Source organism: Streptomyces sp. 7N604 (assembly GCF_052245475.1).
Lineage (GTDB): Bacteria > Actinomycetota > Actinomycetes > Streptomycetales > Streptomycetaceae > Streptomyces.
Map to the genome: position 1 here is coordinate 35,327 of NZ_JBQQBX010000016.1, position 24,015 is coordinate 59,341.

General features: G+C 73.0%; 21 protein-coding genes and 2 pseudogenes. 10 read left to right on the plus strand and 13 right to left on the minus strand.

Annotated elements, in window-relative coordinates; translation table 11 throughout:
• The first annotated feature begins 167 nt into the window (after positions 1 to 167).
• The 3 genes from ACTWP8_RS18700 to ACTWP8_RS18710 all read left to right on the plus strand — a co-directional run bounded on the left by ACTWP8_RS18700 (position 168) and on the right by ACTWP8_RS18710 (position 5,258).
• Entirely contained in the window at positions 168 to 1,205 is a 1,038-nt protein-coding gene (locus tag ACTWP8_RS18700; RefSeq protein WP_443323277.1) for an SCO0930 family lipoprotein, read from the plus strand.
• A 210-nt stretch (positions 1,206 to 1,415) separates the two neighbouring features.
• Positions 1,416 to 3,494, plus strand: a complete 2,079-nt coding sequence (locus tag ACTWP8_RS18705; protein WP_443323278.1) for a SpoIIE family protein phosphatase — start codon at positions 1,416 to 1,418, stop codon at positions 3,492 to 3,494.
• A 78-nt stretch (positions 3,495 to 3,572) separates the two neighbouring features.
• A complete protein-coding gene (locus ACTWP8_RS18710) occupies positions 3,573 to 5,258 on the plus strand; it encodes an ABC-ATPase domain-containing protein (RefSeq protein WP_443323279.1) in 1,686 nt (561 codons plus the stop codon).
• Between the two features lie 120 nt (positions 5,259 to 5,378).
• Here ACTWP8_RS18710 and dhaM read toward each other — a convergent pair whose 3' ends face one another.
• The 3 genes and pseudogenes from dhaM to ACTWP8_RS18725 all read right to left on the minus strand — a co-directional run bounded on the left by dhaM (position 5,379) and on the right by ACTWP8_RS18725 (position 8,145).
• Complete coding sequence (gene dhaM, locus ACTWP8_RS18715) at positions 5,379 to 5,834, minus strand: dihydroxyacetone kinase phosphoryl donor subunit DhaM (RefSeq protein WP_443323412.1); 456 nt, start codon at positions 5,832 to 5,834, stop codon at positions 5,379 to 5,381.
• Positions 5,835 to 6,008: 174 nt separating this feature from the next.
• A pseudogene (gene dhaL / locus ACTWP8_RS18720) lies at positions 6,009 to 6,653 on the minus strand (dihydroxyacetone kinase subunit DhaL); the annotation flags it as partial.
• 244 nt (positions 6,654 to 6,897) lie between these two features.
• The gene (locus tag ACTWP8_RS18725; RefSeq protein ID WP_443323280.1) at positions 6,898 to 8,145 is read right to left on the minus strand and encodes a glycoside hydrolase family 18 protein; all 1,248 of its coding nucleotides are present in this window, start codon (positions 8,143 to 8,145) and stop codon (positions 6,898 to 6,900) included.
• 341 nt (positions 8,146 to 8,486) lie between these two features.
• Between ACTWP8_RS18725 and ACTWP8_RS18730 the strand changes: the two genes are divergently transcribed.
• Entirely contained in the window at positions 8,487 to 9,659 is a 1,173-nt protein-coding gene (locus tag ACTWP8_RS18730; RefSeq protein ID WP_443323281.1) for an acyl-CoA dehydrogenase family protein, read from the plus strand.
• A 90-nt stretch (positions 9,660 to 9,749) separates the two neighbouring features.
• On the opposite strand, the gene ACTWP8_RS18735 is transcribed toward ACTWP8_RS18730, so the two are convergent.
• Both ACTWP8_RS18735 and ACTWP8_RS18740 read right to left on the minus strand, forming a co-directional pair.
• The gene (locus ACTWP8_RS18735) at positions 9,750 to 10,121 is read right to left on the minus strand and encodes a hypothetical protein (RefSeq protein ID WP_443323282.1); all 372 of its coding nucleotides are present in this window, start codon (positions 10,119 to 10,121) and stop codon (positions 9,750 to 9,752) included.
• Positions 10,122 to 10,313: 192 nt separating this feature from the next.
• The gene (locus ACTWP8_RS18740; RefSeq protein WP_443323283.1) at positions 10,314 to 11,708 is read right to left on the minus strand and encodes a nucleobase:cation symporter-2 family protein; all 1,395 of its coding nucleotides are present in this window, start codon (positions 11,706 to 11,708) and stop codon (positions 10,314 to 10,316) included.
• 270 nt (positions 11,709 to 11,978) lie between these two features.
• On the opposite strand from ACTWP8_RS18740, the gene ACTWP8_RS18745 reads away from it, so the two are divergent.
• Positions 11,979 to 12,944: an endonuclease/exonuclease/phosphatase family protein gene (locus ACTWP8_RS18745; RefSeq protein ID WP_443323284.1), complete on the plus strand. Its 966-nt coding sequence runs from the start codon at positions 11,979 to 11,981 to the stop codon at positions 12,942 to 12,944.
• A gap of 273 nt (positions 12,945 to 13,217) precedes the next feature.
• Here the strand turns inward: ACTWP8_RS18745 and ACTWP8_RS18750 are convergent, their stop codons facing one another.
• Positions 13,218 to 13,658 carry a hypothetical protein gene (locus tag ACTWP8_RS18750; protein ID WP_443323285.1) on the minus strand — a complete coding sequence of 147 codons (441 nt, stop codon included), beginning with the start codon at positions 13,656 to 13,658 and terminating at the stop codon, positions 13,218 to 13,220.
• Positions 13,659 to 13,819: 161 nt separating this feature from the next.
• Between ACTWP8_RS18750 and ACTWP8_RS18755 the strand changes: the two are divergent.
• The 5 genes and pseudogenes from ACTWP8_RS18755 to ACTWP8_RS18775 all read left to right on the plus strand — a co-directional run.
• A pseudogene (locus tag ACTWP8_RS18755) lies at positions 13,820 to 14,210 on the plus strand (mycothiol transferase); the annotation flags it as partial.
• Between the two features lie 91 nt (positions 14,211 to 14,301).
• Positions 14,302 to 14,742 carry an Lrp/AsnC family transcriptional regulator gene (locus ACTWP8_RS18760; RefSeq protein WP_443313810.1) on the plus strand — a complete coding sequence of 147 codons (441 nt, stop codon included), beginning with the start codon at positions 14,302 to 14,304 and terminating at the stop codon, positions 14,740 to 14,742.
• 102 nt (positions 14,743 to 14,844) lie between these two features.
• Positions 14,845 to 16,476, plus strand: a complete 1,632-nt coding sequence (locus ACTWP8_RS18765) for an amidohydrolase (RefSeq protein ID WP_443323286.1) — start codon at positions 14,845 to 14,847, stop codon at positions 16,474 to 16,476.
• A gap of 968 nt (positions 16,477 to 17,444) precedes the next feature.
• Positions 17,445 to 19,037 carry an apolipoprotein N-acyltransferase gene (lnt, locus tag ACTWP8_RS18770; protein ID WP_443323413.1) on the plus strand — a complete coding sequence of 531 codons (1,593 nt, stop codon included), beginning with the start codon at positions 17,445 to 17,447 and terminating at the stop codon, positions 19,035 to 19,037.
• Positions 19,034 to 19,804: a polyprenol monophosphomannose synthase gene (locus tag ACTWP8_RS18775; RefSeq protein ID WP_443323287.1), complete on the plus strand. Its 771-nt coding sequence runs from the start codon at positions 19,034 to 19,036 to the stop codon at positions 19,802 to 19,804. The genes lnt and ACTWP8_RS18775 overlap by 4 nt, the downstream gene beginning before the upstream one ends.
• 32 nt (positions 19,805 to 19,836) lie before the next feature.
• Here the strand turns inward: ACTWP8_RS18775 and ACTWP8_RS18780 are convergent, their stop codons facing one another.
• Genes ACTWP8_RS18780 through ACTWP8_RS18810 form a run of 7 tightly spaced genes read right to left on the minus strand, consistent with a single transcriptional unit; the run spans position 19,837 to position 23,988 of the window.
• Positions 19,837 to 20,100: a hypothetical protein gene (locus tag ACTWP8_RS18780; RefSeq protein ID WP_443323288.1), complete on the minus strand. Its 264-nt coding sequence runs from the start codon at positions 20,098 to 20,100 to the stop codon at positions 19,837 to 19,839.
• Between the two features lie 58 nt (positions 20,101 to 20,158).
• Positions 20,159 to 21,988: a complex I subunit 5 family protein gene (locus tag ACTWP8_RS18785; protein ID WP_443323289.1), complete on the minus strand. Its 1,830-nt coding sequence runs from the start codon at positions 21,986 to 21,988 to the stop codon at positions 20,159 to 20,161.
• Positions 21,989 to 21,992: 4 nt separating this feature from the next.
• Complete coding sequence (locus ACTWP8_RS18790; protein WP_443323290.1) at positions 21,993 to 22,337, minus strand: sodium:proton antiporter; 345 nt, start codon at positions 22,335 to 22,337, stop codon at positions 21,993 to 21,995.
• Positions 22,334 to 23,101 carry an MnhB domain-containing protein gene (locus tag ACTWP8_RS18795; RefSeq protein WP_443323291.1) on the minus strand — a complete coding sequence of 256 codons (768 nt, stop codon included), beginning with the start codon at positions 23,099 to 23,101 and terminating at the stop codon, positions 22,334 to 22,336. The genes ACTWP8_RS18790 and ACTWP8_RS18795 overlap by 4 nt, the downstream gene beginning before the upstream one ends.
• Positions 23,098 to 23,370: a Na(+)/H(+) antiporter subunit B gene (locus ACTWP8_RS18800; RefSeq protein ID WP_443323292.1), complete on the minus strand. Its 273-nt coding sequence runs from the start codon at positions 23,368 to 23,370 to the stop codon at positions 23,098 to 23,100. Before ACTWP8_RS18800 ends, ACTWP8_RS18795 begins: the two co-directional genes overlap by 4 nt.
• Complete coding sequence (locus ACTWP8_RS18805; RefSeq protein WP_443323293.1) at positions 23,363 to 23,827, minus strand: MrpF/PhaF family protein; 465 nt, start codon at positions 23,825 to 23,827, stop codon at positions 23,363 to 23,365. The genes ACTWP8_RS18800 and ACTWP8_RS18805 overlap by 8 nt, the downstream gene beginning before the upstream one ends.
• The gene (locus ACTWP8_RS18810) at positions 23,824 to 23,988 is read right to left on the minus strand and encodes a hypothetical protein (protein WP_443323294.1); all 165 of its coding nucleotides are present in this window, start codon (positions 23,986 to 23,988) and stop codon (positions 23,824 to 23,826) included. Before ACTWP8_RS18810 ends, ACTWP8_RS18805 begins: the two co-directional genes overlap by 4 nt.
• Between the last annotated feature and the right edge of the window lie 27 nt (positions 23,989 to 24,015).

The window sequence follows — 24,015 nt, forward strand, 5'->3', positions numbered from 1 at the left end:
CGCGCACCCCTGCCGCCGCCGTGACCTCGCCGCGGTTACGGTGCGTACCGATACGGGAAAATTTCTCGCTCTGCCTTTGAAACGCGGTGCCTGCACCGTCCGTACATAGCGCCGTCAAGAGGCGCGCACCCGCGCCGGACGGGAAGCGACTGCAGGAGTTGGACCAAATGAGGAAGTGGCAGAGCGCCTCGATCGCGGTGACCGCGGTGGCGATCATGCTGACGGCGGGTTGCGGCTCGGAGACCAACCAAGGGCAGACGGCCGCGGCGCAGCCCGCCGGACAGGCCGACGCCGCGTACGGGGGCCAGGACAAGGGGGGTTACGGTGGCGCGAATCCCCAGGGCCAGAAGGAAGAGGCCAAGACAGCGGGCCAACTCCAGATCGCGGACGACAAGAAGCTCGGCTCGGTCCTGACCGACAGTGAGGGCTTCACGCTCTACCGCTTCGACAAGGACACACCCGAGCCCCCGAAGTCCAACTGCGACGGCGACTGCGCCACCACCTGGCCGCCGGTCCCCGCCTCCGACGTCTCGTCCGCCGCCGGCATCGACCCCTCGCTGCTGGGCGAGGTCACCCGCGCCGACGGCACCCAGCAGCTGACGGTCGCCGGCTGGCCGATGTACCGGTACATCAAGGACAAGAAGCCGTGGCAGGTCAAGGGCGAGGGCGTGGGCGGCACCTGGTTCGCCTCGGCCCCCGACGGCAAGAAGGCCTCGGGCGACGGCGCCGATGACGGCGGCGCCGGTGCGGGCGAGGGCGCGGGCGAAGGCGGCGCGGGCGAGGGCGCCGGTGGTGAGGGCGGCGCCGGCGAGGGCGCCGGTGAGGGCGGCGGCGCGGCGGACCAGAAGCTGCCGGCGCTGTCGACCTTCACCGACCCGAAGCTCGGCGAGATCATCCGCGACGGCGAGGGCCGTACCCTCTACCGGTTCGACAAGGACTCGGCCTGGCCGATGAAGACCAACTGCACCGGCAAGTGCCTGGACACCTGGAAGCCCGCCAAGCCGGTCGACAAGGCCGACGTCGAGGGCATCGATCCCAAGCTGCTCACCACCTTCACCCGGCCCGACGGCACGGAGCAGCTCTCGATCGACTGCTGGCTCCTGTACACGTACACCGGCGACGAGAAGCCCGGGGACACCAATGGCCAGGGTGTGGGCGACGCCTGGTTCGTCGTCTCGCCGGACGGCAAGAAGATCACCAAGTAGCCGGGAGTGCGGAACCGGCGGCCCTTCAGCTGCCACCGGCAGTGCGGGCGAAGGGGCCGGCAGCCCACGGGTTGCCGGCCCCTGCGGCGTGCTGTGCCGCCGCTCGCACGTTTCGAAAAATGGGCTGAACAGTGACAGAGTTGCGCTGAGTGGGACAGCACGAACCGTCGGCACACCGCCCAGCGCGGTCCTCCGCACCGGGAGGGCGACATGGTTGATCGGGGAACGCCCCCGGCCGCCGCCCCGCTGCCCGACGACTGGCCCATGCGCGCCGAGGCCAACCTCGCCCTCAACCGCATGGGCAGCTTCGACTGGGACCTCGACGGCGGTCGGCTGCACATGGACGATCCGGCTCTCGAGGTCTTCGAGCTGAGCCCGGACGAGTACGACGGCGACCCGGTGACCCTCGCCGTCCGCGTGCCCATCGGCGAGGCCAGGCGGCTCGACGCCCAGGTCTCGCAGGCGCTCAAGGACGGCAGTACGACGTACGGCGCGTACTTCCGCATCCGCCGCCGCGACGGATCCCTGCGCTGGACCCACACCCAGGGCCACATCCAGCGGGACGGCGAGGGCCGCCCGCACCGCATCATCGGCATCATCCGGGACGCCACCCAGGAGCTCGTCCACGTGACCGAGCGCACCGCGCTGAGCGAGGAGCGCAAGCGCCAGACCAGCGTGATCGACGAGACCACCGCGGCCCTGGCCCACGCCATCACCGTCCAGGACGTCATCGACGTGCTGAGCGACAGCCAGGGTCTTGGCCGGCTGGGCGCCGTCAGCCTGTTGATGGGGCTGCTGGAGGGCGGACGGATCCATGTCGTGGCCGAGGGGCAGGCGGGGAGTTACGTGCCCGAGCTCGAGTACACGCGGGTCGACGAGGACTACCCCATGAGCGAGGTGGTGCGCACCCTCACCCCCCGCCTGATCACCTCGCCCGGCGAGTTCGCCCGCCGCTACCCGCGGCTGTGGCCGCACATCGAGCCGCTGGACGTCTCCGCCGCCGCCTACCTGCCGCTGATCGCGCAGGCCCGGCCGCTCGGCGCGCTCGGTCTGCTCTACCGGGGCAAGCGGAACTTCACCCCGGAGGAGCGCAACCTCCTGGTCGCCCTCAGCAGCAGCATCGCCCAGAGCCTGCAGCGCGCCATGCTCTTCGACCAGGAGCACGACATCGCCGAGGGCCTGCAGACGGCGATGCTGCCGCGCACCGTTCCCACCTTTCCCGGCGCCCGCATCGCCGTCCGCTACCGCTCCGCCCGGTTCGGCCGGGATGTGGGCGGCGACTGGTACGACGTGATCCCCGTGCCGGGCGGCCGGGTGGGCGCCGTCATCGGTGACGTGCAGGGCCACGACACACATGCGGCCGCCGTCATGGGCCAGCTGCGGATCGCCCTGCGCGCGTACGCCTCCGAGGGCCACTCGCCGGCCACCGTCATGGCCCGCGCCTCCGTGTTCCTGCACGAGCTGGACACCGACCGCTTCGCCACCTGCTCGTACGCCGAGGTGGACCCCGCCGACGGGACGGTGCAGCTGGTCAGGGCCGGGCACATCGACCCGCTGGTGCGGCACCCCGAGGGCCCCTGCCGGCCGCTCCCGGCCGCCGGAGGACTGCCGCTGGGGCTCTCGGCGATGTTCGGGCAGACGGACTATCCGGTGACCCGGGCGGCCCTCGACCCGGGGGAGACGCTGATCCTGTTCACCGACGGGCTCGTCGAGCACCCGGGGAAGGACCTGGACGACGGGATGCGGGTGCTGACCGACGCGGTGACCCGCGGCCCGCACGAGGTCGAGGAGCTCGCCGACCACATCGGCGCGGCGATGGGGGAGCGGACCGGCGGCGACGACATGGCGATGCTGCTGCTGCGCCGGGAAGGCGAGCCCATCCCCGAGATCGGCCGCAGGGTCCACCAGCATGTCGCCCCCGCCGACCCGGAGGCCCTGGCCCTGGCCCGGCACATGATCAGCGAGGCGGTACGGAACTGGGGCGCGGGCGGCCGCGCGGACGAGGTGGAACTGGTCGCCGACGAGCTCATCACCAACGCTCTGCTGCACACCGATGGCGGTGCCGTGGTGACCGTGCGCATGCCCGGTGGGGCCGAGCGGCGGCTGCGGGTGGAGGTGCAGGACGGGTCCAGTACGTGGCCGCGCCGGAGGGAGCCGGGCGAGACCGGGGTGTCGGGGCGCGGCCTGCTGCTGGTGGACCGGATGGCCGACGTCTGGGGCGTGGAGGCGCGGGGCAGCGGCAAGAGCGTGTGGTGCGAGTTCAACGTCCAGGACCGGTCGGAGAACTGAGGATCCGGACCGCGACCAGCGGGGAACGCGCTCGGTAAGCTCGCCGGGGACGGCGAGGACGACGGAACGGGGAGGCCCATGCGTACGGGACTGGCGGAGGAACTGCGTCGCCTGGACGGTGCCTCCTACGGCCGGTACAAGTCCCTCACCGGCACCTGGCGGATGCCGGGCTTCACCCTCGAAGTGGTGCGGGGCCAGGCCGATCCCTTCGCGCCGCCCGCCCGCGTCGCCGTACACGTACCCGCGGAACGGGCCGGGTTCCCGGGGGAGTTGCGGAACTGTCCGGTACGCCGCCGCGCCCTCGCCGGATATCTCGCACGGCAGGCCGCGGACGCGGCGGCCCGCACCCCGCTGCATGTGGACTGCGGCCGCCAGGAGGTGCTCGACCGTGCCTCCTGCCGGATCGGCGACGGCCGCGACGGCGAGGAGCGGGGCGCGGTGACGGTCCGTATGGGTGTCGAACTGCCCGGGCGGGGACGGCGGATCGACGGCCGCGCCGCGGAGGACGTCCTGTGCCGGCTACTGCCGCGGCTCGTCGAGCGCGCCCTGCACTACGCGTCGCTGGACGCGGTCGAGGTGCGGCGCTTCGTCGACGCCGTCGAGGACGCCGATGCACTGCGGCGGGCGCTCGACCCGCTCGGCCTGGTCGCGTTCGTCGCGGACGGCGCGGTGCTGCCGCGCCGCAGCGGCGTGGACGAGCGGCCGCTGACCGGGCCCGGCGTCGTGCCGTTCGCGTCCCCGGACGCCTTCCGGGTGGCCGTGGACCTGCCCAACGCGGGGCGGGTTACGGGCATGGGCGTGCCCGAGGGCGTGACGCTGATCGTCGGTGGCGGCTTCCACGGCAAGTCCACGCTGCTGCGGGCGCTGGAGGCGGGCGTCTGGGACCATGTGCCGGACGACGGGCGGGAGTTGACGGTCTCCCGCACCGACACGGTCAAGATCCGCGCCGAGGACGGCCGCCGCATCGAGCGGGTCGATGTGCACGCCTTCGTCAGCCACCTGCCCAGCGGGGCCGACACGGCGGACTTCTCCACCGACAACGCCTCGGGTTCCACCTCGCAGGCCGCCTCCCTGGTGGAGGCGGTCGAGGCGGGGGCCCGCACCCTGCTGATCGACGAGGACACCGCCGCCACGAATCTGATGATCCGTGACGCGCGGATGCAGGCGCTGGTGGCCAAGGACCGCGAGCCGCTGACCCCGTTCGTCGACCTGGCCCGCTCCCTGCACCGCGACCACGACGTCTCCACGGTCCTCGTGATGGGCGGCTCCGGCGACTACATGGACGTCGCCGATCACGTCCTGATGATGGACGCATACCTGCCGTCCGACGTCACCGCGCGGGCGCGCGAGCTGGCCCGTGTACCGACCGGCCGCAAGGCCGAGGCGGACGCCTTCCCGGCCGTCACCCACCGCCGCCCCGCCCCCGCCTCCGTCGATTCCCTGGTCCGCGGCCGCTCCCGGGTGCGGGCGCGCGGCACCGACGCGCTGGCCTTCGGGGAGGAGCAGGTGGACGTACGGGCCGTGGAGCAGATCCCCGACCGGGGGTACGTGACGGGGATCGGTTTCGCGATGGAGCTGCTGGTGCGGCGGGGGCACCTCGACGGCAAGCGGACGCTCGCCGAGGCGCTGGACCTGCTGGACCGTGAACTGGCGGGCGGCGCAGTGGAGTTGCTGGCCGTCTACGACGACGACTGCGCCGTGCCGCGGCGCCACGAGATCGCCGCTGCCCTCAACCGGCTGCGCAGTCTGCGGGTCAACCGCTGACGCGGTTGACCCGGACGCACGGCCCTGGCCAGGGGCGGCGGCCTGGGCGCCAAGCCGCGGTGGGGGCAGCCGGTTGAAAGAGGGCGGCTGCGGGAGTTCGGCCCTGCCGGGTGTGGCGGGTCAGAGCTTGCGGTAGCCGCGGGCGTCGTCGGTGGAGGAGATGACCGTGTCGGCGTCCGCCCCGGTCGAGGCGGTCACCAATGCCGCCACCGCGCCTTCTACGAACGGCGCGTCCGCGATCCGCACGTTCTCCGGCAGCGCCCCTTCCCCCGTCTCCGCCAGCAGCGCCTTCACCGTCAGCACGGCACTGCCCATGTCGCAGAGCACCACGACGCCGCGGCCCCCGTCCACCCGCTTGACCGCATCGCGGACGAGCGTGGCACTGGTGCCGATGCCGCCGTCCTCGACACCGCCCGCCGTGGCGATCGGGGACGGATTGCCCGTCCCGACCAGGGCCTTGGCCATCTCGGCGGTGGAGTCGGCCACTTCGCGGCTGTGCGAGACCAGGACCACTCCGACGCGCGGCCCCTCATCCCCGCCGTTCCCCGCCTCCTCGGCCGGGCCCTCCTCGGTCACCGGCCCAGCGGCCTCCGGCGCCCCCGTACCCGACTCCGCCCCGCGTGCCTCCGCATCCGGCGCCTCCGCGTCCGGCGCCTGGCCCCCGCCCGCCCGGGGATTGTCCGGCGCTTTCCCCTCCGCCGCCGGGGTGCGAGCGGGAGTCGCGGCCGGCTCCGGCTCCGCCCCGGCCAGCGCGTCGTACAGCGCCGTGATCAGCAGCGCCGACGACGCGGCCCCGGGGTCCTTGTGGCCGATGCTGCGCTCGCCGAGATAGCTGGCCCGGCCCCGGCGGGCCTGCATCGGGATCGTCGCCTCCGCGCCCTCGCGCGCGGCTCGCGCAGCCGCCGCCAGGGCGTCCCGCACCTGCGCGCCGCCGCGCAGCTCGGCGGCGTACGCCTCGGCGGCCGGGGCCAGTGCGTCGACCATGGTCTTGTCCCCGGGACCGGAGTCACCGAGCCGCCGCACCCCGGCGACCGCCTCGGCCAGGGCCTCGCCGAGCGCTTCGGGGTTCGCGGTCTCCGCGTCGCCGAGCGCCCGCCCCGCCCGCCGCAGAACCGTGCCGTACAGCGGCCCAGAGGCGCCGCCGACAGTCCGGGTGAGATGGGTCCCGAAGGCCTTGAGCAGTGCGCCCGGTGAGGCCGACGGCGCGGCGGCCACGGCGGCGGAGGCCGAGGTGAAGCCGCGCCGCAGATTGACGCCGTGGTCCGCGTCCCCGATGGCGGAGTCGAGCTGGGTGAGGTGGTCGGCTTCCTGCGTGATCACCTGCGTGGCACCGTCCAGCCAGCGCCGGAAGAAGGCGGTGTCGAGGACGGCGGCGGGTTCCGGAGGCACGGTCATGAGCGGGTGACTCCTCGGTTCGGAGCGGATGCGGGCGTACGGCGTGCGCCGGAGTGGCGCATACCGTCCGCCACCAGTCTGCTCCCTCGGACGACGACGTCACGATCCTCAGGGCCGGAATCGCATCCGCCCGGCCCCCGAGTGCGGGCCGGGCGGATTCCTCATCGAGCGGTCGGAGCGGTCGGAGCCGTCCGAGCCGTCCGAGCGGTCCGAGCTTTCGGAGCCGCCGGAGCTTTCGGAGCGGTCAGCTGAGCGCCTTGATCAGCTCACCGTTGCTCGTGTCGCCGCTGAGCTCCCAGAAGAACGTGCCGCCGAGGTTCTGCTCGTTCTTGTAGGCGACCTTCCCGGCGATGGTCTCCGGGGTGTCGTAGCTCCACCACTGGTTGCCGCAGTGCGCGTACGCCGTGCCCGCGACCGTACCGTTGGCCGGGCACTTGGTCTTGAGCTCCTTGTAGTCGTCGATGCCCTGCTCGTACTTGCCGGGCGCGGGGCCGCTCGCGGTGCCGCCGGGCTCCTTCTGCGTCACGCCGGTCCAGCCGCGGCCGTAGAAGCCGATGCCCAGCAGCAGCTTCTCCGACGGGATGCCGAGCCCCTTGAGCTTCTTGATCGCGGCGTCCGAGTTGAAGCCCTCCTGCGGGATGCCGTCGTACGAGGTGAGCGGCGAGTGCGGGGCGGTCGGGCCCTGGGCCGCCCAGGCGCCGAAGAAGTCGTACGTCATCGGGTTGTACCAGTCGACGTACTGTGCCGCGCCCGCGTAGTCGGCCGCGTCGATCTTGCCGCCGGACGAGGCGTCGGCGGTGATCGCCGCGGTGACCAGGTTGTCGTTGCCGAACTTCGCCCGAAGGGCCTGCATCAGGTTCTTGAACGCGTCCTTGCCGCTGGTGTCGCAGCTGAGGCCGCAGGCGTTGGGATACTCCCAGTCGATGTCGATGCCGTCGAAGACATCGGCCCAGCGCGGGTCCTCGACCAGCTGGTAGCAGGACTCGGCGAAGGCGGTGGGGTTCTGCGCGGCCTCCGTGAAGCCCTTGGACCAGGTCCAGCCGCCGAAGGACCACAGCACCTTGAGGTTCGGGTGCAGTTTCTTCAGCTTGCGCAGCTGGTTGAAGTTGCCGCGCACCGGCTGGTCCCAGGTGTCGGCGACGCCGTCGATGCTCTGGTCCGCGGTGTACGACTTCTCGTACGCGGGGAAGGACTCGCCGACCGTGCACTTGCCGCCCTGGACGTTGCCGAAGGCGTAGTTGATGTGCGTGAGCTTGTCGGCGGAGCCCGAGGTCTCGACGTTCTTGACGTGGTAGTTGCGGTCGTAGACGCCCCACTCGGTGAAGTAGCCGATCACCTTGTTGCCCGCGGCCGCCTTCTTGGGGGCCTTCGTTTCGCCGGCGGTGGCGGCGCCCGCCAGCAGCGTCGCGGCGAGCACCGCGGCACACGCGGCGGCGAGCGCCGCGATGAGCGCTCGCGTACGGGTGGGGGGACGACGGTGCGGTCTGAGCATGGGGGGATCTCCTCGGTGTGGGGTGAGGACGGGCCGGACCTGCATGCTGGGTTGGCATGCACGCGCTGACCGTTGACCGGAAACCGTAGAAGGACTAGACCACTGCGTCAATGGTTCGGACCAATCCTGGAGCGGCCGCCACCGGAATCCGTCCGGGATCACGAGTTCCGGGTCGCCTGTGACGGAGGGCCGCCGATCGGGCATACTCACAGCGCCACAGCCGCTGGTCAGGCCGTTCCGCGACCCGGAAAGGCAGCATCGGCTGAGCAGGATCACCCGGCGGCGCCGCCACACCCCGAGCGCGCACCGCCGCAGCGCCCGACAGGGAGGAGAGCGCCGCCATGCCCGACCGCGCCCCACAGCCGGTGGAACGCCAGTTGCCCACCGAGGAGGCCCGGGACCTGTTCGCCCTCGTCCGCGAACTCGCCCAGCGCGAGATCGCCCCGAAGGCCGCCGAGCAGGAGGACGCGGGCCACTTCCCCCGCGAGGTCTTCTCGCTCCTGTCCGAGTCGGGGCTGCTCGCCCTCCCGTACGACGAGGAGTACGGCGGTGGAGACCAGCCGTACGAGGTCTACCTCCAGGTCCTCGAAGAGCTCGCAACGGCCCGCCTCACCGTCGGCCTCGGCGTCAGCGTCCACACGCTCGCCTGCCACGCCCTCGCCGCCTTCGGCACCAAGGAGCAGCGGGCCGAGCACCTGCCGGGCATGCTCGGCGGCGGGCTCCTCGGCGCGTACTGCCTCTCCGAGCCCGCTTCGGGCTCCGACGCCGCCTCGCTGCGCACGCGCGCGGTGCGCGACGGCGACGACTGGGTTATCGACGGCACCAAGGCCTGGATCACCCACGGCGGCATCGCCGACTTCTACACGGTGCTCGCCCGTACGGGTGGCGAGGGCGCCCGCGGCATCACCGCGTTCCTCGTCCCCGGCGACGCCCCCGGGCTGGCCGCTGCGGCGCCCGAGCGCAAGATGGGCCTGAAGGGCTCACCCACCGCGCAGCTGCACTTCGACGGTGTGCGGGTCTCCGATGCGCGCCGTCTCGGCGACGAGGGCCAGGGTTTCGCGATCGCTCTCGATGCGCTCGACTCCGGCCGGCTCGGGATCGCCGCCTGCGCGGTCGGCGTGGCCCAGGCGGCCCTCGACGAGGCGCTGGCGTACGTGGGGGAGCGGCGGCAGTTCGGCCGCCCGATCGCCGACTTCCAGGGGCTGCGCTTCATGCTCGCCGACATGGCGACGCAGATCGCGGCGGGCCGCGCCCTCTACCTCGCGGCGGCGCGGCTGCGGGACGCGGGCCGGCCCTTCTCCAAGGAGGCGGCGATGGCCAAGCTCTTCTGCACGGACGCGGCCATGCGGGTGACGACGGACGCGGTGCAACTCCTCGGCGGCTACGGCTACACCGCGGACTTCCCGGTGGAGCGCTATATGCGCGAGACCAAGGTGCTCCAGATCGTGGAGGGGACCAACCAGATCCAGCGCATGGTCGTCGCCCGCCATCTGGCGGGCCCGGAGAGCCAGTAGAAGCGCGGCACGGGCGGTGGCCGGGTCCCCGAGGGGACCCGGCCACTGTCATGGCGAACCGCAGTCGCAGATCTCCGACGTCAGAGGCGTCTAGAAGATGTAGCGCAGCCAGTCGTAGTCGAAGAGCTTGAACAGATGACCGAACCCGTACAGGTCGTAGTCATCGTGGTCGTGGACGTGCTTCTTCTCGTAGTCGTTCCCGTAGCCGCGGTCGTCGTGCTTGTAGTCGGCCTTCTCGTGCTTGTAGCCGGACTTGCTGTGCTTGCTGTCCTTCTTGTCCTTCTTGTCCTTGCTGTGCTTGCACTTCTTCTTGTTCTCGTGCTTCGGCTTGGCGTGGTCGCCGTGGACGGCGGCGGTGACGGAGTGGCTCGGGGTCGCGTAGGCGGCACCCGCCATCGGCACGACAGCGGTTGCGACGGCCAGGCCGACGGCGGCAAGCGTGCGCCGGACGGATAGGGGCATGGGTCTTCCCTTTCATTCAGCCCAAAAAATGGCTTTCCCCCTCATTTCGGGACCCTAGGGGGAGTTGGCCGATCGCGCCCCTCATGAGAACCCGGCCTTCGAGCGGTGACCCGGCGCCAGCCACCTGACACCGGGCGCCGGAGCCCGTGGGAGGCCGTACCGCTGTAAGGGTGAGGGAGGAGGGGACAGGCCTCAACCGCGCGGCGTGGCGCCGGTCGTCTCCGCCGAGGTCTCGGCCGTCCGCTCCCCGGGCGCTCCGGACCGGCTGCCCGGGAGGTGGTTGAAGAGCAGGTTCAGGGCGATCGCGGTGAGGCAGCCCGCGCTGATCCCGCTGTCCATCACCGTCTGGAACCAGTCGGGGAACCGCGCATAGATGTCCGGCACTCCCACCGGCAGCAGTCCGACGGCGACCGACACCGCGACCACCGTCAGGTTGTGGTTGTCCCGGAAGTCGACGCCCGCCAGCGTCCGCAGTCCGCTCGCCGCCACCGTTCCGAACATCACCAGACCCGCGCCGCCGAGCACCGGCGCCGGGATCGCCGCCACCACCGCGCCCAGCTTGGGCAGCAGCCCCAGCAGGACGAGCATGCCGCCCGCGGCCGCGACGACCCACCGGCTGCGCACCCGGGTCATGCCGACGAGGCCGACGTTCTGGGCGTAGGCCGTGTACGGAAAGGTGTTGAAGACGCCGCCGAGCATGGTCGAGAGCCCGTCCGCCCGCAGCCCGTCCGCGAGCCGGCGCGGCTGGACCCCGCGGTCCGTCATCTCGCCGACCGCAATGAAGTCGCCGGTCGTCTCGGTCATGGTGACCAGCGCGACCACCAGCATCGACACGATCGCAGCGCCCTCGAACGACGGGGCGCCGAAGTGGAAGGGCGTGCTGACGCCCAGCCAGTCCGCGCTGCCGACCCCGTCGAAGCCGGTGTAGCCCAGCGGGACCGCGACGGCGGTGCCCGCGATGATGCCGGCCAGCACCGCGACCCGGCCGAGGAAGCCCGGCGCGAAGCGCTGCACGGCGAGGACGGCCAGGAGCACCCCGGCCGCGAGCGCGAGGTTCTTCGGCGCGCCGTGGTCCGGCGAACCGGACCCGCCCGCCGCCCAGTTGCCCGCGACCGGCAGCAGTGAGAGGCCGATGATCAGGATCACGGTGCCGGTCACCAGGGGCGGGAAGAAACGCAGCAGCCGCCCGAAGACCGGTGCGAGCAGGATCATCGCCAGGCCGGCGACGATGACGGACCCGTAGATCGCGGGCAGCCCGCCGTCCCCGGTGCCGATCAGCACCATGGGCGACACGGCCGCGAACGTACAGCCCTGCATGATCGGCAGCCGCACGCCGAACCGCCACCACCCCACGCACTGCAGAACCGTGGCGATCCCGCACACCAGCAGATCCGCGTTGATCAGATACGCCAGATCCGCGGGCGGCAGCTTCATCGCGCCGCCCACGATCAGCGGTACGGCCACCGCGCCCGCGTACATGGCCAGTACGTGCTGCAGGCCGAACGCGCCGAGCCGGGCGGCGGGCGGGAGCTCGTCCACGGGGTGGGCGGAGCCGGGTGGCAGGAATCGGTGAGAGGTTGTCGACATGGGGACTCCTCGACACAAGCGGTACGCGCGGATCGCGTGCCGACACGGTAGGCCGCTTGAACAGTTTGTTGAAGTCCCTGAGTGTTGCGTTCATGTGTCACGGGGCGCGGGCCGTACCGTAGGACCGCGCGGGAGGCCACAGGAGACGGCGGGGCCGTTGCGCCGCCCGGCGTTCCAACTCCCTCCCCTTATAGGCCACTTCCGCCATACGGGACCGTCTGAGACTCTCCTGTGACCGATCCTGGCCGAGACCGGACCCCTGGAGAAGCCATGACCGCAACCCCGTTCACCCGCCGCCACGGCATCAGGGCCGCGGCGGCAGCGGCCCTCGCCCTCCCGATCGCCGCCCACGCGGAACCAGCGGCGCAGGCGCAGGCCGCGGGCCCGGACGTGTCCGAGGGGTCATCGGCGTCCGAGAAGCCGTCGGCGTCCGCGGCGGCCACGTCCGGGGGCGGCGCCCGGCAGTTGCGCACCATGACCTTCAACCTCCGCTACGCCGGCGACACTCGGCCCAACTCCTGGGCCGAGCGCCGCCCCGTGATGCGGGAGCTGCTGCACCGCGAGGCGCCGCACCTGCTGGGCACCCAGGAAGGTCTCTACGGGCAGCTGCGGGACATCGTGTCCGACCTCGGCCCGCGCTACGACTGGATCGGCACGGGCCGCGAGGGCGGAAGCCGCAGCGAGTTCATGGCAGTCTTCTACGACAGGGCCCGCCTCGCCCCGGTCGAGTACGACCACTTCTGGCTCTCCGACACCCCGTATGTGATCGCTTCCAACAACTGGGGCGGCTCCATCACGCGGATGGTCACCTGGGTGCGCTTCGAGGACCGGGGCACGGGCGGCCAGTTCTACGCCCTCAACACGCACTTCGACCACCGCGGCCAGTACGCGCGGGAGCGGTCCGCGGCCCTGATCACCGAGCGGCTCGGGCAGCTCGACGCCGCCCTTCCCCGCATCGTCACCGGCGACTTCAACGTCCCCGCCCACGCCCACCCCGTCTACGACACGATGCTCGGCGGCGGCAGCCTGGTGGACACCTGGGACACGGCGGAGCGCCGCAGCCCGCAGTACGCGACCTTCCACGGCTACCGGCCGCTGGTCCCGGACGGCGACCGGATCGACTGGATCCTCACCTCGCCGGACGTCCGCACCCCCTACGCCGCCATCAACACCTTCTCCGCCCACGGCCAGTTCCCCAGCGACCATCTGCCGGTGCAGGCGGTGCTGGAGTTCTGATCGGGGGATCGGAGCACGGTGCTCACGGCTCTCGCGGCGTCGACGTCCGGTCGGGCTCGACGGCGGCTTCGCGTACGAACGGCTCGGTACGGTCGGCCGTGTGCGGCTGGGGACGGCTCGAGGGGCTCTCCTCGACGAGAACGATGTTGCGGGAGCCGCTCGGCGAGCTCAGGCAGGGAGCCGGGCTCAGGCGAGGCCGGGCTCGGCGGAACGAGCCGCGGTCAGGCGGCGTGATCAGGCGGCGTGATCAGGCGGCGTGATCAGGCGGCGTGATCAGGCCGCGCGGCGCTGAAACTGGGGCACTTGGATCGGCCGCGATCCCGGCCCGCCCACGTGTGAGAACGGCTGCGTGCGCCAGTCCAGGCCCTCCGGGAGGGTGAGCAGCAGCCCGGCGTCCCGCTCGTGCGCGTCGAACGAAGCGTCGGCGGGCGTCGTCTCGGCGACTCCGCGCCCCGTGCCGGGGCAGACCGTGAGGCCGAAGGGATTCCACGGTGTACGGACCAGCGCGTGCTCCGGCAGCACGTCCTCGTCCGCCAGCAGCGCGATCGGCCGCGCGCAGTCCGGGCAGATCACCCGGAACATCTCGTAGGTTTCGTCGGTACTGTCCTCGTCGCCGTCGTCCGCCACCGCCTCGAGGCCTGCCGGCTCGAGAACCGTGCTCTCCGGCACGGGCTGGGTGCGGTCGCTGTGACCAGGGCGCTTCAGGTTACGCATGGAGTAACTCCCCCTCCGGGTGGGCCGACAAAGGCGCTGCGGCCTCGACCACAGCAAGCATTTCCCTGACGGCCCCGCGGGTAATCGCGGCACTCCCGCGGACAGGTTCCGGAGTGTGTGGTGTTCGTCACATGCCGCTTGCAGGTGCCCCTCCGTGAGCCGTGAATTCGTCACATCTGCGGCCGAGTTCGGCTCCCGGCTCCCGGCCGGCCCTGGTGCGGCACATGGCCGAGGTGGAGCGCGCGTGGTTGCGCCGGGTGATCAACGGGGAGGACATCCCGCTCGTGTGGTCGGACGAGCGCGACTTCCAGGCGGCGTACGACGCGAGTGCGGCCACGCGGTCGGAGTCCTCGACGCCTGGCAGACGGAGGTCGAGCACGCGCGCCGTATCGAGCGGGAGGCGGAGTCGCTCGACGTGACCGGCTACGAGCCAGGGGAGGCGAGGACGTGGCGCTGCGACTGGTGATGCTGCACCTGATGCACGAATACGCCCGGCACAACGGGCACGCCGACTTCCTGCGCGAGGGAATCGACGGGACCGTCGGGGCCTGACCCAGCGCCGCCTCGCCGCCGGCCCGTGGCGACCGCCGGGCCCCCATCTCAGGTGTGCCAAGGGCCCCAGGTCACTGTAGGTTCTTGCGCTGTGGAGGAACTAGACCGGCAAATCGTGGAACTGCTCGTCAAGGACGGGCGCATGAGCTACACCGATCTGGGCAAGGCCACCGGCCTGTCCACCTCGGCAGTGCATCAGCGCGTCCGCCGCCTGGAGCAGCGCGGCATCATCCGCGGCTACGCGGCCGTCGTCGACCCCGAGGCCGTCGGCCTGCCGCTCACCGCCTTCATCTCGGTCAAGCCCTTCGACCCGAGCGCCCCCGACGACATCGCGGACCGGCTGGCCGACGTGCCCGAGATCGAGGCGTGCCACAGTGTCGCGGGCGACGAGAACTACATCCTCAAGGTGCGCGTCGCCACACCGCTCGAGCTGGAGAACCTGCTGGCCCGGATCCGCTCCAAGTCCGGGGTGTCCACCCGTACGACGGTCGTGCTGTCCACGCCGTACGAGGCCCGGCCGCCGCGCATCTGACCCGGGCGCGGGACGACTCCGCGAGCATCGGCACCCGGGACGACTCCGTGAGCATCGGCCCCCAGGAGCGGGGCGGCTCCGCCGACGGGCGACACTGAGATCATGCTGAATGACTCCGCCCCAGTCCAGGCCGAAGGCCGCACCGTGCTGCTGCGCGGAGGCACCGTCCACAGCCCCGCCGATCCCTTCGCCACCGCCATGGTCGTCGAGCGCGGCCAGGTCGCCTGGGTCGGCTCCGAAGGAGCCGCGGACGCCTTCGCGGACGGCGTGGACGAGGTCGTACGGCTCGACGGTGCCCTCGTCACCCCCGCCTTCACCGACGCGCACGTCCACACCACCGCGACCGGCCTCGCCCTCACCGGCCTGGACCTCTCCGGTGCCCGCACGCTCCCCGAGGCCCTCGGCCGCGTCCGTGCCCACGCCGCCGCCCGCCCCGGCGACCGCGTCCTGCTCGGCCATGGCTGGGACGCCACCCGCTGGCCCGAGCAGCGGCCCCCGTCCCGGGCGGAGCTGGACGAGGCCGCGGGCGGACGGCCCCTCTACCTCACCCGCGTGGACGTCCATTCGGCCGTCGTGACCAGTGCGCTCCTCGAGCTCGTCCCCGGGCTCGCGGGACACCCCGACGCGCCGCTCACCGGCGACGCCCACCACGCCGTACGCCGTACCGCCCACGCCGCCCTCACCCCGCAGCAGCGCGCCGAGGCCCAGCGCGCCGCCCTCCGGCACGCCGCATCCCTCGGCATCGGCGCAGTCCACGAGTGCGCGGGGCCCGACATCTCGGGCGAGGACGACCTCACCGCGCTGCTCGCCCTCGCCGCCGAGGAGCCGGGCCCCCGGGTCTTCGGCTACTGGGCCGAGCAGGTCACCGGGGCCAAGGACGCCGACCGCATCCGCGACCTCGGCGCGATCGGCGCGGCCGGGGACCTCTTCGTCGACGGCGCGCTCGGCTCCCACACCGCCTGCCTCCACGAGCCGTACGCCGACGCGGACCACACCGGCAGCGCCTACCTCGACGCCGCCGCCGTCGCGGCCCACGTCACGGCCTGCACCGAGGCCGGGCTCCAGGCGGGCTTCCACGCCATCGGGGACGCCGCCGTCGCGACCGTCGTCGAGGGCGTACGGGCGGCTGCCGAGCGGCTCGGGCTCGCCAGGATCCGTGCCGCGCGCCACCGCGTCGAGCACGCCGAGATGCTCACGCCGGAGACCGTCGCAGGGTTCGCCGAGCTCGGGCTCACCGCGTCCGTGCAGCCCGCGTTCGACGCCGCGTGGGGCGGCGAGGAGGGGATGTACGCCCGGCGGCTCGGCGCCGAGCGGGCCCGCACCCTCAACCCGTACGCGGCCCTGCTGCGCGCCGGCGTGCCGCTCGCGCTCGGCTCGGACAGCCCGGTCACACCCCTCGACCCGTGGGGCACGGTGCGCGCCGCGGCCTTCCACCGGACCCTCGACCACCGCATCTCGGCGCGCGCCGCCTTCACCGCCCACACGCGCGGCGGGTGGCGGGCCGTCGGCCGCGACGACGCGGGTGCGCTCGTGCCGGGCGCTCCGGCCGACTACGCGGTCTGGCGGACCGGTGAACTCGTCGTCCAGGCGCCGGACGAGCGGGTCGCCCGCTGGTCGACCGACCCGCGCTCGGGCACGCCGGGACTGCCCGACCTGACCCCCGGCGGCGACCTCCCGCGGGCCCTGCGCACCGTTGTGGGCGGACACACGGTCTACGCACGGCCGAACGAGTGACGTACCGGGGTGGCGCACCGCGGAACGCCGCGCCCGGGGCCTGTCGCGCCACCTGCGGATCTTTCCCACTGACCTGCTGCATCGTCAAATTTACGCAGGTCAAACGGCTGTTGACAGACCGCGGGCGGCGGCCGGTAGGTTCGGCCGAGTCCACCACAGGACGTCCGACCGGGGAATCTCCACACAGTCGCCGAACGCCGCTGGGCCATGGGGTGGCGCGCCGCACGGTGCGCCACCACTGGGAGCCAGGTCCAGCGCCCGCGCCACGGGGGCGAAGGAAGGTTCCGGCCGGCCGGCTGGTGTGACCCGGGTGGGGCCCGGACGTCCAGTAGACAACGGCTTTCGGTAGACCCGCAGCCAGCGGGTCCCAGGTCGGCCCGAAGGGCGCCGGGCCCCGATCCGCCGATCGCCTCCGGCGCGGTCGGCCATCTTCGAGGCGCGGTGGCAGTCTCTCGCTGCCGGGCTGCTTGCCCTCCCGCCTGCTTTCGCTCCCGTCTGCCGACCCTGCGTCGGCCTCCCCCCGGCTGAGCACGGGCGGGGACTTCCCCCGGTCCGTACGGAGTCTTCCCCCATCCTCAAAGGGCCGGGTGGGCGGGGAGCGCAGGGGCGCGGGGCCCGGTAAATGGAAGCGGAGCCTCCGCCGGCCTTGGTGAGGACCGGGGTCCATATCCCCGCCTTCGCGATGTACGGTCGCTTCACGACTTCGCTCGACCTGCAGGAAGGCCGCGACCGTGTCACCGGGCCCCCACACCACCGCCGCGAACCCCGCCGGGGAAGCACCCCGTGCCAACCGCGAAGCGGATCTCCCTGGAGCGCCCCGAGAGACCTCGAGCCTCGCGGGCCGCCCCGCCGACGGTGACGAGAAGGCCGCGCACGCCCAGGCCGCGCACCCCCAGGCCGCGCACTCCCAGGCCGCGGAGCCCTCCGAGCCCGCAGGGCCGGAGGCCGCGCGGGGCGGCGCGGGTGCCGTGGCGCGGCCGGGCCGCCCCACGCGCGCGTACCGGCTCGCCCGCCGCGAGGCGCCCCGTACCGGCCTCGCTGCAGCGGCCGGCATCGCCCTCGCCGCCGCCTTCCCGCCGTACGACGTCTGGCCGCTGTCCCTGCTCGCGGTCGCCGCGCTGAGCCTGCTCACCCACGGCAGGACGGCCCGCCAGGGAGCCTGGACCGGGTTCGCCCTCGGCCTGCCCTTCTTCTTCGTGCTGCTCCGCTGGCTCCATGTGGTCGGCTACGACGCGGTGTTCGGCCTCTCCGTCGCCGAGGGGGCCTTTCTCGCCGCGCTGGGCGCGGGCCTCGCGCTCACCTCCCGGCTGCCGCTGTGGCCGCTGTGGGCCGCGAGCCTGTGGGTGGCCGAGGAGTGGGCCCGCGACCGCGTTCCGTTCGGCGGATTCCCCTGGGGGCGCCTGGCGTTCGCCAACACCGGCTCGCCCTTCACCCCGCTCGCCGCGCTCGGCGGCGCCCCGCTCGTCACCTTCGCCGTCGCGCTGAGCGGCACCCTGCTCGCCGCCGCCGCGCTCGCCGCCTGGCGGCTGCGCCGCACCGAGCGGACCGCACGGGCCGCGCTCCCCGCCGCCACGGCCGCAGCCCTCGCCGTGGCAGTCGGCGCGGCCGGATACGCCGTGCCGGTCCCGACCGCCGCCGACGACCATGTGAACATCGCCGTCGTCCAGGGCAACGTCCAGCAGGCCGGCATGGACTTCCTGGGCCGCCCCATGAAGATCCTCAACAACCACGTCGACGCGACCCTCGACCTCGCCGAGGACGTGAAGGCGGGCCGCGCGCAGAAGCCCGAGCTGGTGATCTGGCCTGAGAACGCCTCCGACCTGGATCCGTTCCAGTCCCCGGAGGCGCATGCGCGGATCGACGAGGCCGTCAGGGCGATCGGCGTGCCCGTCCTCGTCGGTGCCCTCGTGGACCACCCCACCGAGGAGGGCTACGTCGAGAACCAGGGCATCGTCTGGGACCCGAAGTCCGGCCCGGGCGCCTCGTACACCAAGCAGCACCCGGTGCCCTTCGGCGAGTACGTGCCCTTCCGCGACCAGCTGAGCAAGGTGATCTCGCGGCTGCAGCGGGTGCCCCGCGACTTCTACCCCGGCGACCACAGCGGCGTGCTGCAGACCGGCCCGGCCCGGCTCGGCGACGTCATCTGCTTCGAGATCGCCTACGACGAGATCGTCCGTGACACGGTGAACGACCGTGCCCGAGCCCTCGTCGTACAGACGAACAACGCCACCTACGGCCGCACCGGGCAGCCCGAGCAGCAGCTGGCCATGTCCAAGCTGCGCGCCGTCGAGCACGGCCGCGCCGTCGTCACCGCCTCCACCAGCGGGATCAGCGCCATCGTGGCGCCCGACGGCACCATCGAGCAGCGCGCCGGGGAATTCACCCGCGACGTGCTCACCGCGCGCCTCCCATTGCGTGACGACACGACCGTCGCAGACCGCGTCGGCGCGGGCCCTGAGTGGGCGCTCGCTATGGTGGGCCTTCTGTCCTGCGCCGCCGCGATCGTGCTCGGCCGGCGGGGACGGGAACGGGGAGTTACGGACGAGAAGGGGCAGCAGTGAACGACGGCGGGCAGAGGCAGTACGGTCCTCTCGGCAGCGTCTTGGTGATCATCCCGACCTACAACGAGGCCGAGAACATCAAGCCGATCGTCGGCCGGGTGCGGACCGCCGTGCCCGAGGCGCACGTCCTCGTCGCCGACGACAACAGCCCGGACGGCACCGGCAAGCTCGCCGACGAGCTCGCGGCCGAGGACGGCCAGGTCCACGTACTGCACCGCAGGGGCAAGGAGGGCCTCGGCGCGGCCTATCTCGCGGGCTTCCGCTGGGGCATCCAGCACGGCTACGGCGTACTCGTCGAGATGGACGCCGACGGCTCGCACCAGCCCGAGGAGCTGCCGCGGCTGCTGACCGCGCTCAAGGGCGCGGACCTCGTGCTCGGGTCCCGCTGGGTCCCCGGCGGCCGGGTGGTCAACTGGCCCAAGTCGCGCGAGTTCATCTCCCGCGGCGGCAGTCTGTACTCGCGCCTGCTGCTCGATGTGCCGATCCGCGATGTCACGGGCGGCTTCCGGGCGTTCCGCAAGGAGACCCTCGAGGGCCTCGGCATGGACGCGGTCGCCTCCCAGGGCTACTGCTTCCAGGTCGACCTGGCCTGGCGGGCGGTCAAGGCCGGGTTCCACATCGTCGAGGTGCCCATCACCTTCATCGACCGCGAGTTCGGCGACAGCAAGATGAGCCGCGACATCGTGGCGGAGGCGCTGTGGCGGGTCACCGCCTGGGGCGTGGGCTCCCGGGTGAACCGCCTCCTGGGCCGCAAGTCCTCGCGCTGAGCCCGCCGCCTCCGCGCCGGGATCCCGGGTCGTCAGTCCGTCGGTTCGGCCGGCGGCGGGCGGCCCGGTTCGGCCTCCTCCATCTGCGGCGAGCCCCGCGGTCCCGTACCGGCCTCGTCCGTGTCGGGCAGCTCCTCGCCCTCTTCCGCCTCCAGGAACTCCTCGTCCTCGTTCTCGCCCTGCGCCTCCTCCGCATACCACTGGTCGGGGGCCTTGGCCCCGCCCGCCTGCTGGTCCGGCATATCCCGGGGGACACCGCGGCCGTGCTCGCCGGAGTCCGGTGAACGCTCGCTCATGCCTCCATCCTCACTCCCCGTGGGGATTCTGCGTGAACGGCCGGGTACCCGCGGACGCTCATCCCATCACCCCGGGCGCCGCGAGCACCGCCAGCAGGGCAAGACCGGCCACCGCCCAGGCCACGTAGTCGCCGATGTGCCCGGACTGCAGCCGTCGTACGGGCGCGAGCAGCGCCGCCGTGCGTCCCGGGGACGGCCGCCGCACGCCCAGGACGGACAGGGCGCAGGCGAGCAGCACCGAGAGCAGCCCGAGGAGCACTCCGGCGGCCGTCCAGTGCGGGGCGGTGACGGTCACCGGAGGTGCGGTGAGGCCGTCCAGCACGGCCCGTTCATAGGGTTCGTGGCCCGCGAAGAGCTCCCCGGCGCGCCCGGCGCCCGCCGCGAGAGTGGGGACGAGGCCCACGGCGAGCGCTCCGGCCAGCAGCGCCGAGGGCACCGCGAGCATGGTGTCGGGGATCCGGCCGAGGGGCGCGGTGGTCTCCGGCTCCTCATCGCCAGGCGTCTCCTCGACGCCCTCCGGCTCCTCGCCCGGCCGCAGCCCCGCGCCGCCGAAGACCCGCAGACCGGCGCGCAGGACCGCGCCGCCGGTCACCGCGGACACCAGCACGAAGACGGCGACGAGCCAGTGCGCCTCGTGCCCGGCGGCCTCCTCCGCAACCGCCTTGCCCAGGGCGGTGCCGAAGGGCGGCAGCCCGGCCAGGGCCAGGCCGCCGAGCAGGAACAGGGCCCCGGTCAGGCGCAGTTCGCGAGCACGGCCGTACAGCTCGTGCTCGTCCACGGAGGCGTACCGGTCCAGCAGGATCCCGGTGCAGGCGAACAGGGCGGCCTTCACGCCCGCGTGCCCCAGGACGTACAGCGCCGTCCCGGACGCGCCCTCCGGCGACAGCACGCCCACCCCGATCAGGAAGAGCCCGGTGTGCGCCACCGTGGAGAAGGCCAGCAGCCGCTTCAGATGCCGCTGTTGCCAGCACATCGCCGCACCGAGCAGTGCCGTCGCGACGCCGACGGCGATCAGGGTGCGGGTGACGGCGGCGGCCGGGATGCCGCCCGTTCCGGCGAAGACGGTCCAGTACACCCGCGCCGCGCCGTACACGCCCAGCTCCACCATCACGCCCGACAACAGCAGGCACACCGGCGTCGGCGCCTCCGCGTGTGCGTCCGGGAGCCAGAAGTGGAACGGGACCGCCGCCGCTTTGATCAGCATCCCGGCCGTGACCAGCACGAAGGCCGCGAGCACCAGGGCGTCAGGATCGCCCGGGCCGAGCCGCCGGCCGATCTGGGCGAGCCCCAGCTCGCCCGTCCGCGCGTACAGCATCCCGATGCCGAGCAGCATCGCGTATCCACCGAGGGAGCCGACGACGCCGAAGGCCAGCGCGCCCTGAAGCGGCCGGGGCTCCTCGACGCGGTAGCCGGTCAGCGCGTAGGCGACGACGCCCATCAGCTCGAAGAAGACGAAGGCGTTGAACAGGTCGCCGGTGAGGCAGAAGCCGCACATCCCGGCCTGGAAGAGCAGGATCAGCGCGGGGAAGGAACCGGCGTGGCCGCGCGGCGGCTCGTCGAAGTACCGCCAGGAGTAGACGAGTACGGCAACGACGAGGAGCGAGATGAGCACCGCGAGGCCGAGCCCCATCGGGTCGCCGACGAGGACGATGCCGACACCGGAGCCGCCGTCGTCCGGGCGCCAGCCGCCCACCCAGTCGACGGCGTACGGATCGCCTGCCGCGACCTCGGCGAGCGCCGTGACGGCCACGGCCGCTGTGCCGACCGCGACCACGCAGCCGACCGCGTCGGAGGCGATGCGCGGCAGCCGCCTGCCCACGGTGATCAGCACGGCCGCGCCCAGCAGGGGCACGGCCACGGTCAGCGGCAGGAGGGTCGCGGCGGTCAACCGGTCACCCCTTCAGTTCCGACAACTCGTCGGGGTCCACGGTCCCGTGGCGCTTGCGGAGCTGGACGACCAGCGCCAGCAGCAGCGCGGTCACGGTCGCGCCCACGACGACATCGGTGAGGGTGAGCGCCTGCACGACCGGGTCGACGGTCCGGGCGTTCCGCGGGACGTCCGAGAAGACCGGGGCCGTGCCGCCGTCGCGGTAGCCCACGGCCAGCAGCAGCACATAGGTCGAGGACTGGGTGACGGCCAGGCACCCCACCGCGTGAATCAGGTCGCGGCTGGTCACCAGGCCGTACACGCCGACCAGGAAGACCCAGCAGGCGACCAGATACGGCAGCACGCTCACGCGTCCTCCTTTCCCGGGCGCTCCTCCGCGTCCGCCGGGCCGGCGATCACCACGGCCTGGTCGAGGAAGCGGGCGGGCAGGACGACCACTCCGCAGGCCACCTCCATGCCCACGGCGGCGTTCAGCAGGGTCACCGTGCCGCCGGAGGAGAGCGTGTTGAACGTGCCGAGCGGCAGGACGTTCGCCAGGAACGCCGATCCGGCCAGCACCGCAGCCAGCCCCGTGATCACGTACGCGGCTTCGGCGGCCGCGTCCCCCACCTCGTACAGCCCGACCGGGCGGATGCGCTCCAGGGCCCGGTAGTCGTCGGCGATGTAGAGCAGGTGCAGCGCCGTGGCCACCACGATGCCGCCCTGGAAGCCGCCGCCCGGGCTCAGTGGGCCGTGCGCGACGATGTACAGCCCGACGAGCAGCGTGACCGGCAGCAGCATCAGGCCGAACCGGCGGATGCCCGCCGGCACCTGAGCGGGCTCCGGCGCGGTGCGGCGCCGCTCGCCCGCGGTCCGCCGCAGCAGCACCGACGTCCCCAGCACGGCGGAGAACAGGATCGTCTGCTCGCCGAGCGTGTCCAGCGACCGCTGGTCGAAGTTGACGGACGCCACGGTGTTGGCGGTGTGCCGCCGCAGCGCCGCCCGCACGGACCGGTCGCCGTACGGATGGTCGTCGCCACCGAACGGCGGCAGGTCGAGGCAGGCGAGGACGAACAGCGCCGCGACCACGGCCGCGGACGCGACGAAGAGTCCGATGCGGCCCCGCCGGCTCACCGGTCCCCGTTCCCGCCCCGCGGGCCGCCCCTCGGGCCGCGCTTCACTTTCCGTACGGTGAGCAGGATCATCAGCGGGGTCAGGGCGGAGCCGACGGCCAGCTGGGAGAGCGCGACGTCCGGCGCCTGCACGAAGGTGAAGAGCAGGGCCAGGGAGAGGCCGAGGAAGGACAGCACCAGCGCCTGGCGGGCGGGGTCGCGGTTGAGGACGGCGGCCGTCGCCGCGGCGGCCACCAGGAGCAGCGCCCCTGCGATGAGCACGTCAGTCATGCGCGGCCCTCGCGTCCGGCGTCGCGGCCCCCGGTCCCAGTTCCCCGGTCCCCGCGCTCGTGACCAGGCCGCCCGCGATCAGCAGGGCACCGATCACCAGCAGCTTCGCCATCTCCCTGCCGGGACCGGCCGCCACGCACAGCGGTACGACGGTGGCGGGGACCCCGGCCACCGCCGTCCAGCGCACCGGCCGTGAGCCGGGCAGGCCGCCGAGGAAGCGCGCGAACACCAGGGTTCCCGTGGGTCCGAGGACGGACAGCACCAGGGCGAGATCCAGATACGCGGGGCGGCCGAAACCGCGCGCGGCGAGGAGCAGAGTCATCGCCCCCAGCAGCGAGGTCAGGTTCTGGGCGACGAGCCGGTCGCGCGGTGAGCCACGGGAGATCCGCCACAGGGCGGGTACGAGGGCGGCGAGAGGCGCGAGCGCCGCTGCCAGCCAGCCGTCGGAGGAGCTCATCGCCGCTCCGCCGCCCGGCGCGCGGCGTGTGCGGCGACCGCGGCCACGAGCGCCGCGGCCGCGCCCACGGCCGCTTCGAGCGGGTCGACCGCCGACACCAGGACCAGCCAGAGCCCGGTCAGCCCGGCCCACCACAGCAAGATCTCCGACAGACCCCTCATGAGCCGGGAGCGTAGGCGCTGCGGGTC

Bases quoted from the DNA above. Each gene is read 5' to 3' on its own strand.
- ACTWP8_RS18700 (WP_443323277.1), top strand. From the start codon at position 168: ATGAGGAAGTGGCAGAGCGCCTCGATCGCGGTGACCGCGGTGGCGATC.
- ACTWP8_RS18705 (WP_443323278.1), top strand. From the start codon at position 1,416: ATGGTTGATCGGGGAACGCCCCCGGCCGCCGCCCCGCTGCCCGACGAC.
- ACTWP8_RS18710 (WP_443323279.1), top strand. From the start codon at position 3,573: ATGCGTACGGGACTGGCGGAGGAACTGCGTCGCCTGGACGGTGCCTCC.
- ACTWP8_RS18725 (WP_443323280.1), bottom strand. From the start codon at position 8,145: ATGCTCAGACCGCACCGTCGTCCCCCCACCCGTACGCGAGCGCTCATC.
- ACTWP8_RS18730 (WP_443323281.1), top strand. From the start codon at position 8,487: ATGCCCGACCGCGCCCCACAGCCGGTGGAACGCCAGTTGCCCACCGAG.
- ACTWP8_RS18735 (WP_443323282.1), bottom strand. From the start codon at position 10,121: ATGCCCCTATCCGTCCGGCGCACGCTTGCCGCCGTCGGCCTGGCCGTC.
- ACTWP8_RS18740 (WP_443323283.1), bottom strand. From the start codon at position 11,708: ATGTCGACAACCTCTCACCGATTCCTGCCACCCGGCTCCGCCCACCCC.
- ACTWP8_RS18745 (WP_443323284.1), top strand. From the start codon at position 11,979: ATGACCGCAACCCCGTTCACCCGCCGCCACGGCATCAGGGCCGCGGCG.
- ACTWP8_RS18750 (WP_443323285.1), bottom strand. From the start codon at position 13,658: ATGCGTAACCTGAAGCGCCCTGGTCACAGCGACCGCACCCAGCCCGTG.
- ACTWP8_RS18765 (WP_443323286.1), top strand. From the start codon at position 14,845: ATGCTGAATGACTCCGCCCCAGTCCAGGCCGAAGGCCGCACCGTGCTG.
- ACTWP8_RS18780 (WP_443323288.1), bottom strand. From the start codon at position 20,100: ATGAGCGAGCGTTCACCGGACTCCGGCGAGCACGGCCGCGGTGTCCCC.
- ACTWP8_RS18800 (WP_443323292.1), bottom strand. From the start codon at position 23,370: ATGACTGACGTGCTCATCGCAGGGGCGCTGCTCCTGGTGGCCGCCGCG.
- ACTWP8_RS18805 (WP_443323293.1), bottom strand. From the start codon at position 23,827: ATGAGCTCCTCCGACGGCTGGCTGGCAGCGGCGCTCGCGCCTCTCGCC.
- ACTWP8_RS18810 (WP_443323294.1), bottom strand. From the start codon at position 23,988: ATGAGGGGTCTGTCGGAGATCTTGCTGTGGTGGGCCGGGCTGACCGGG.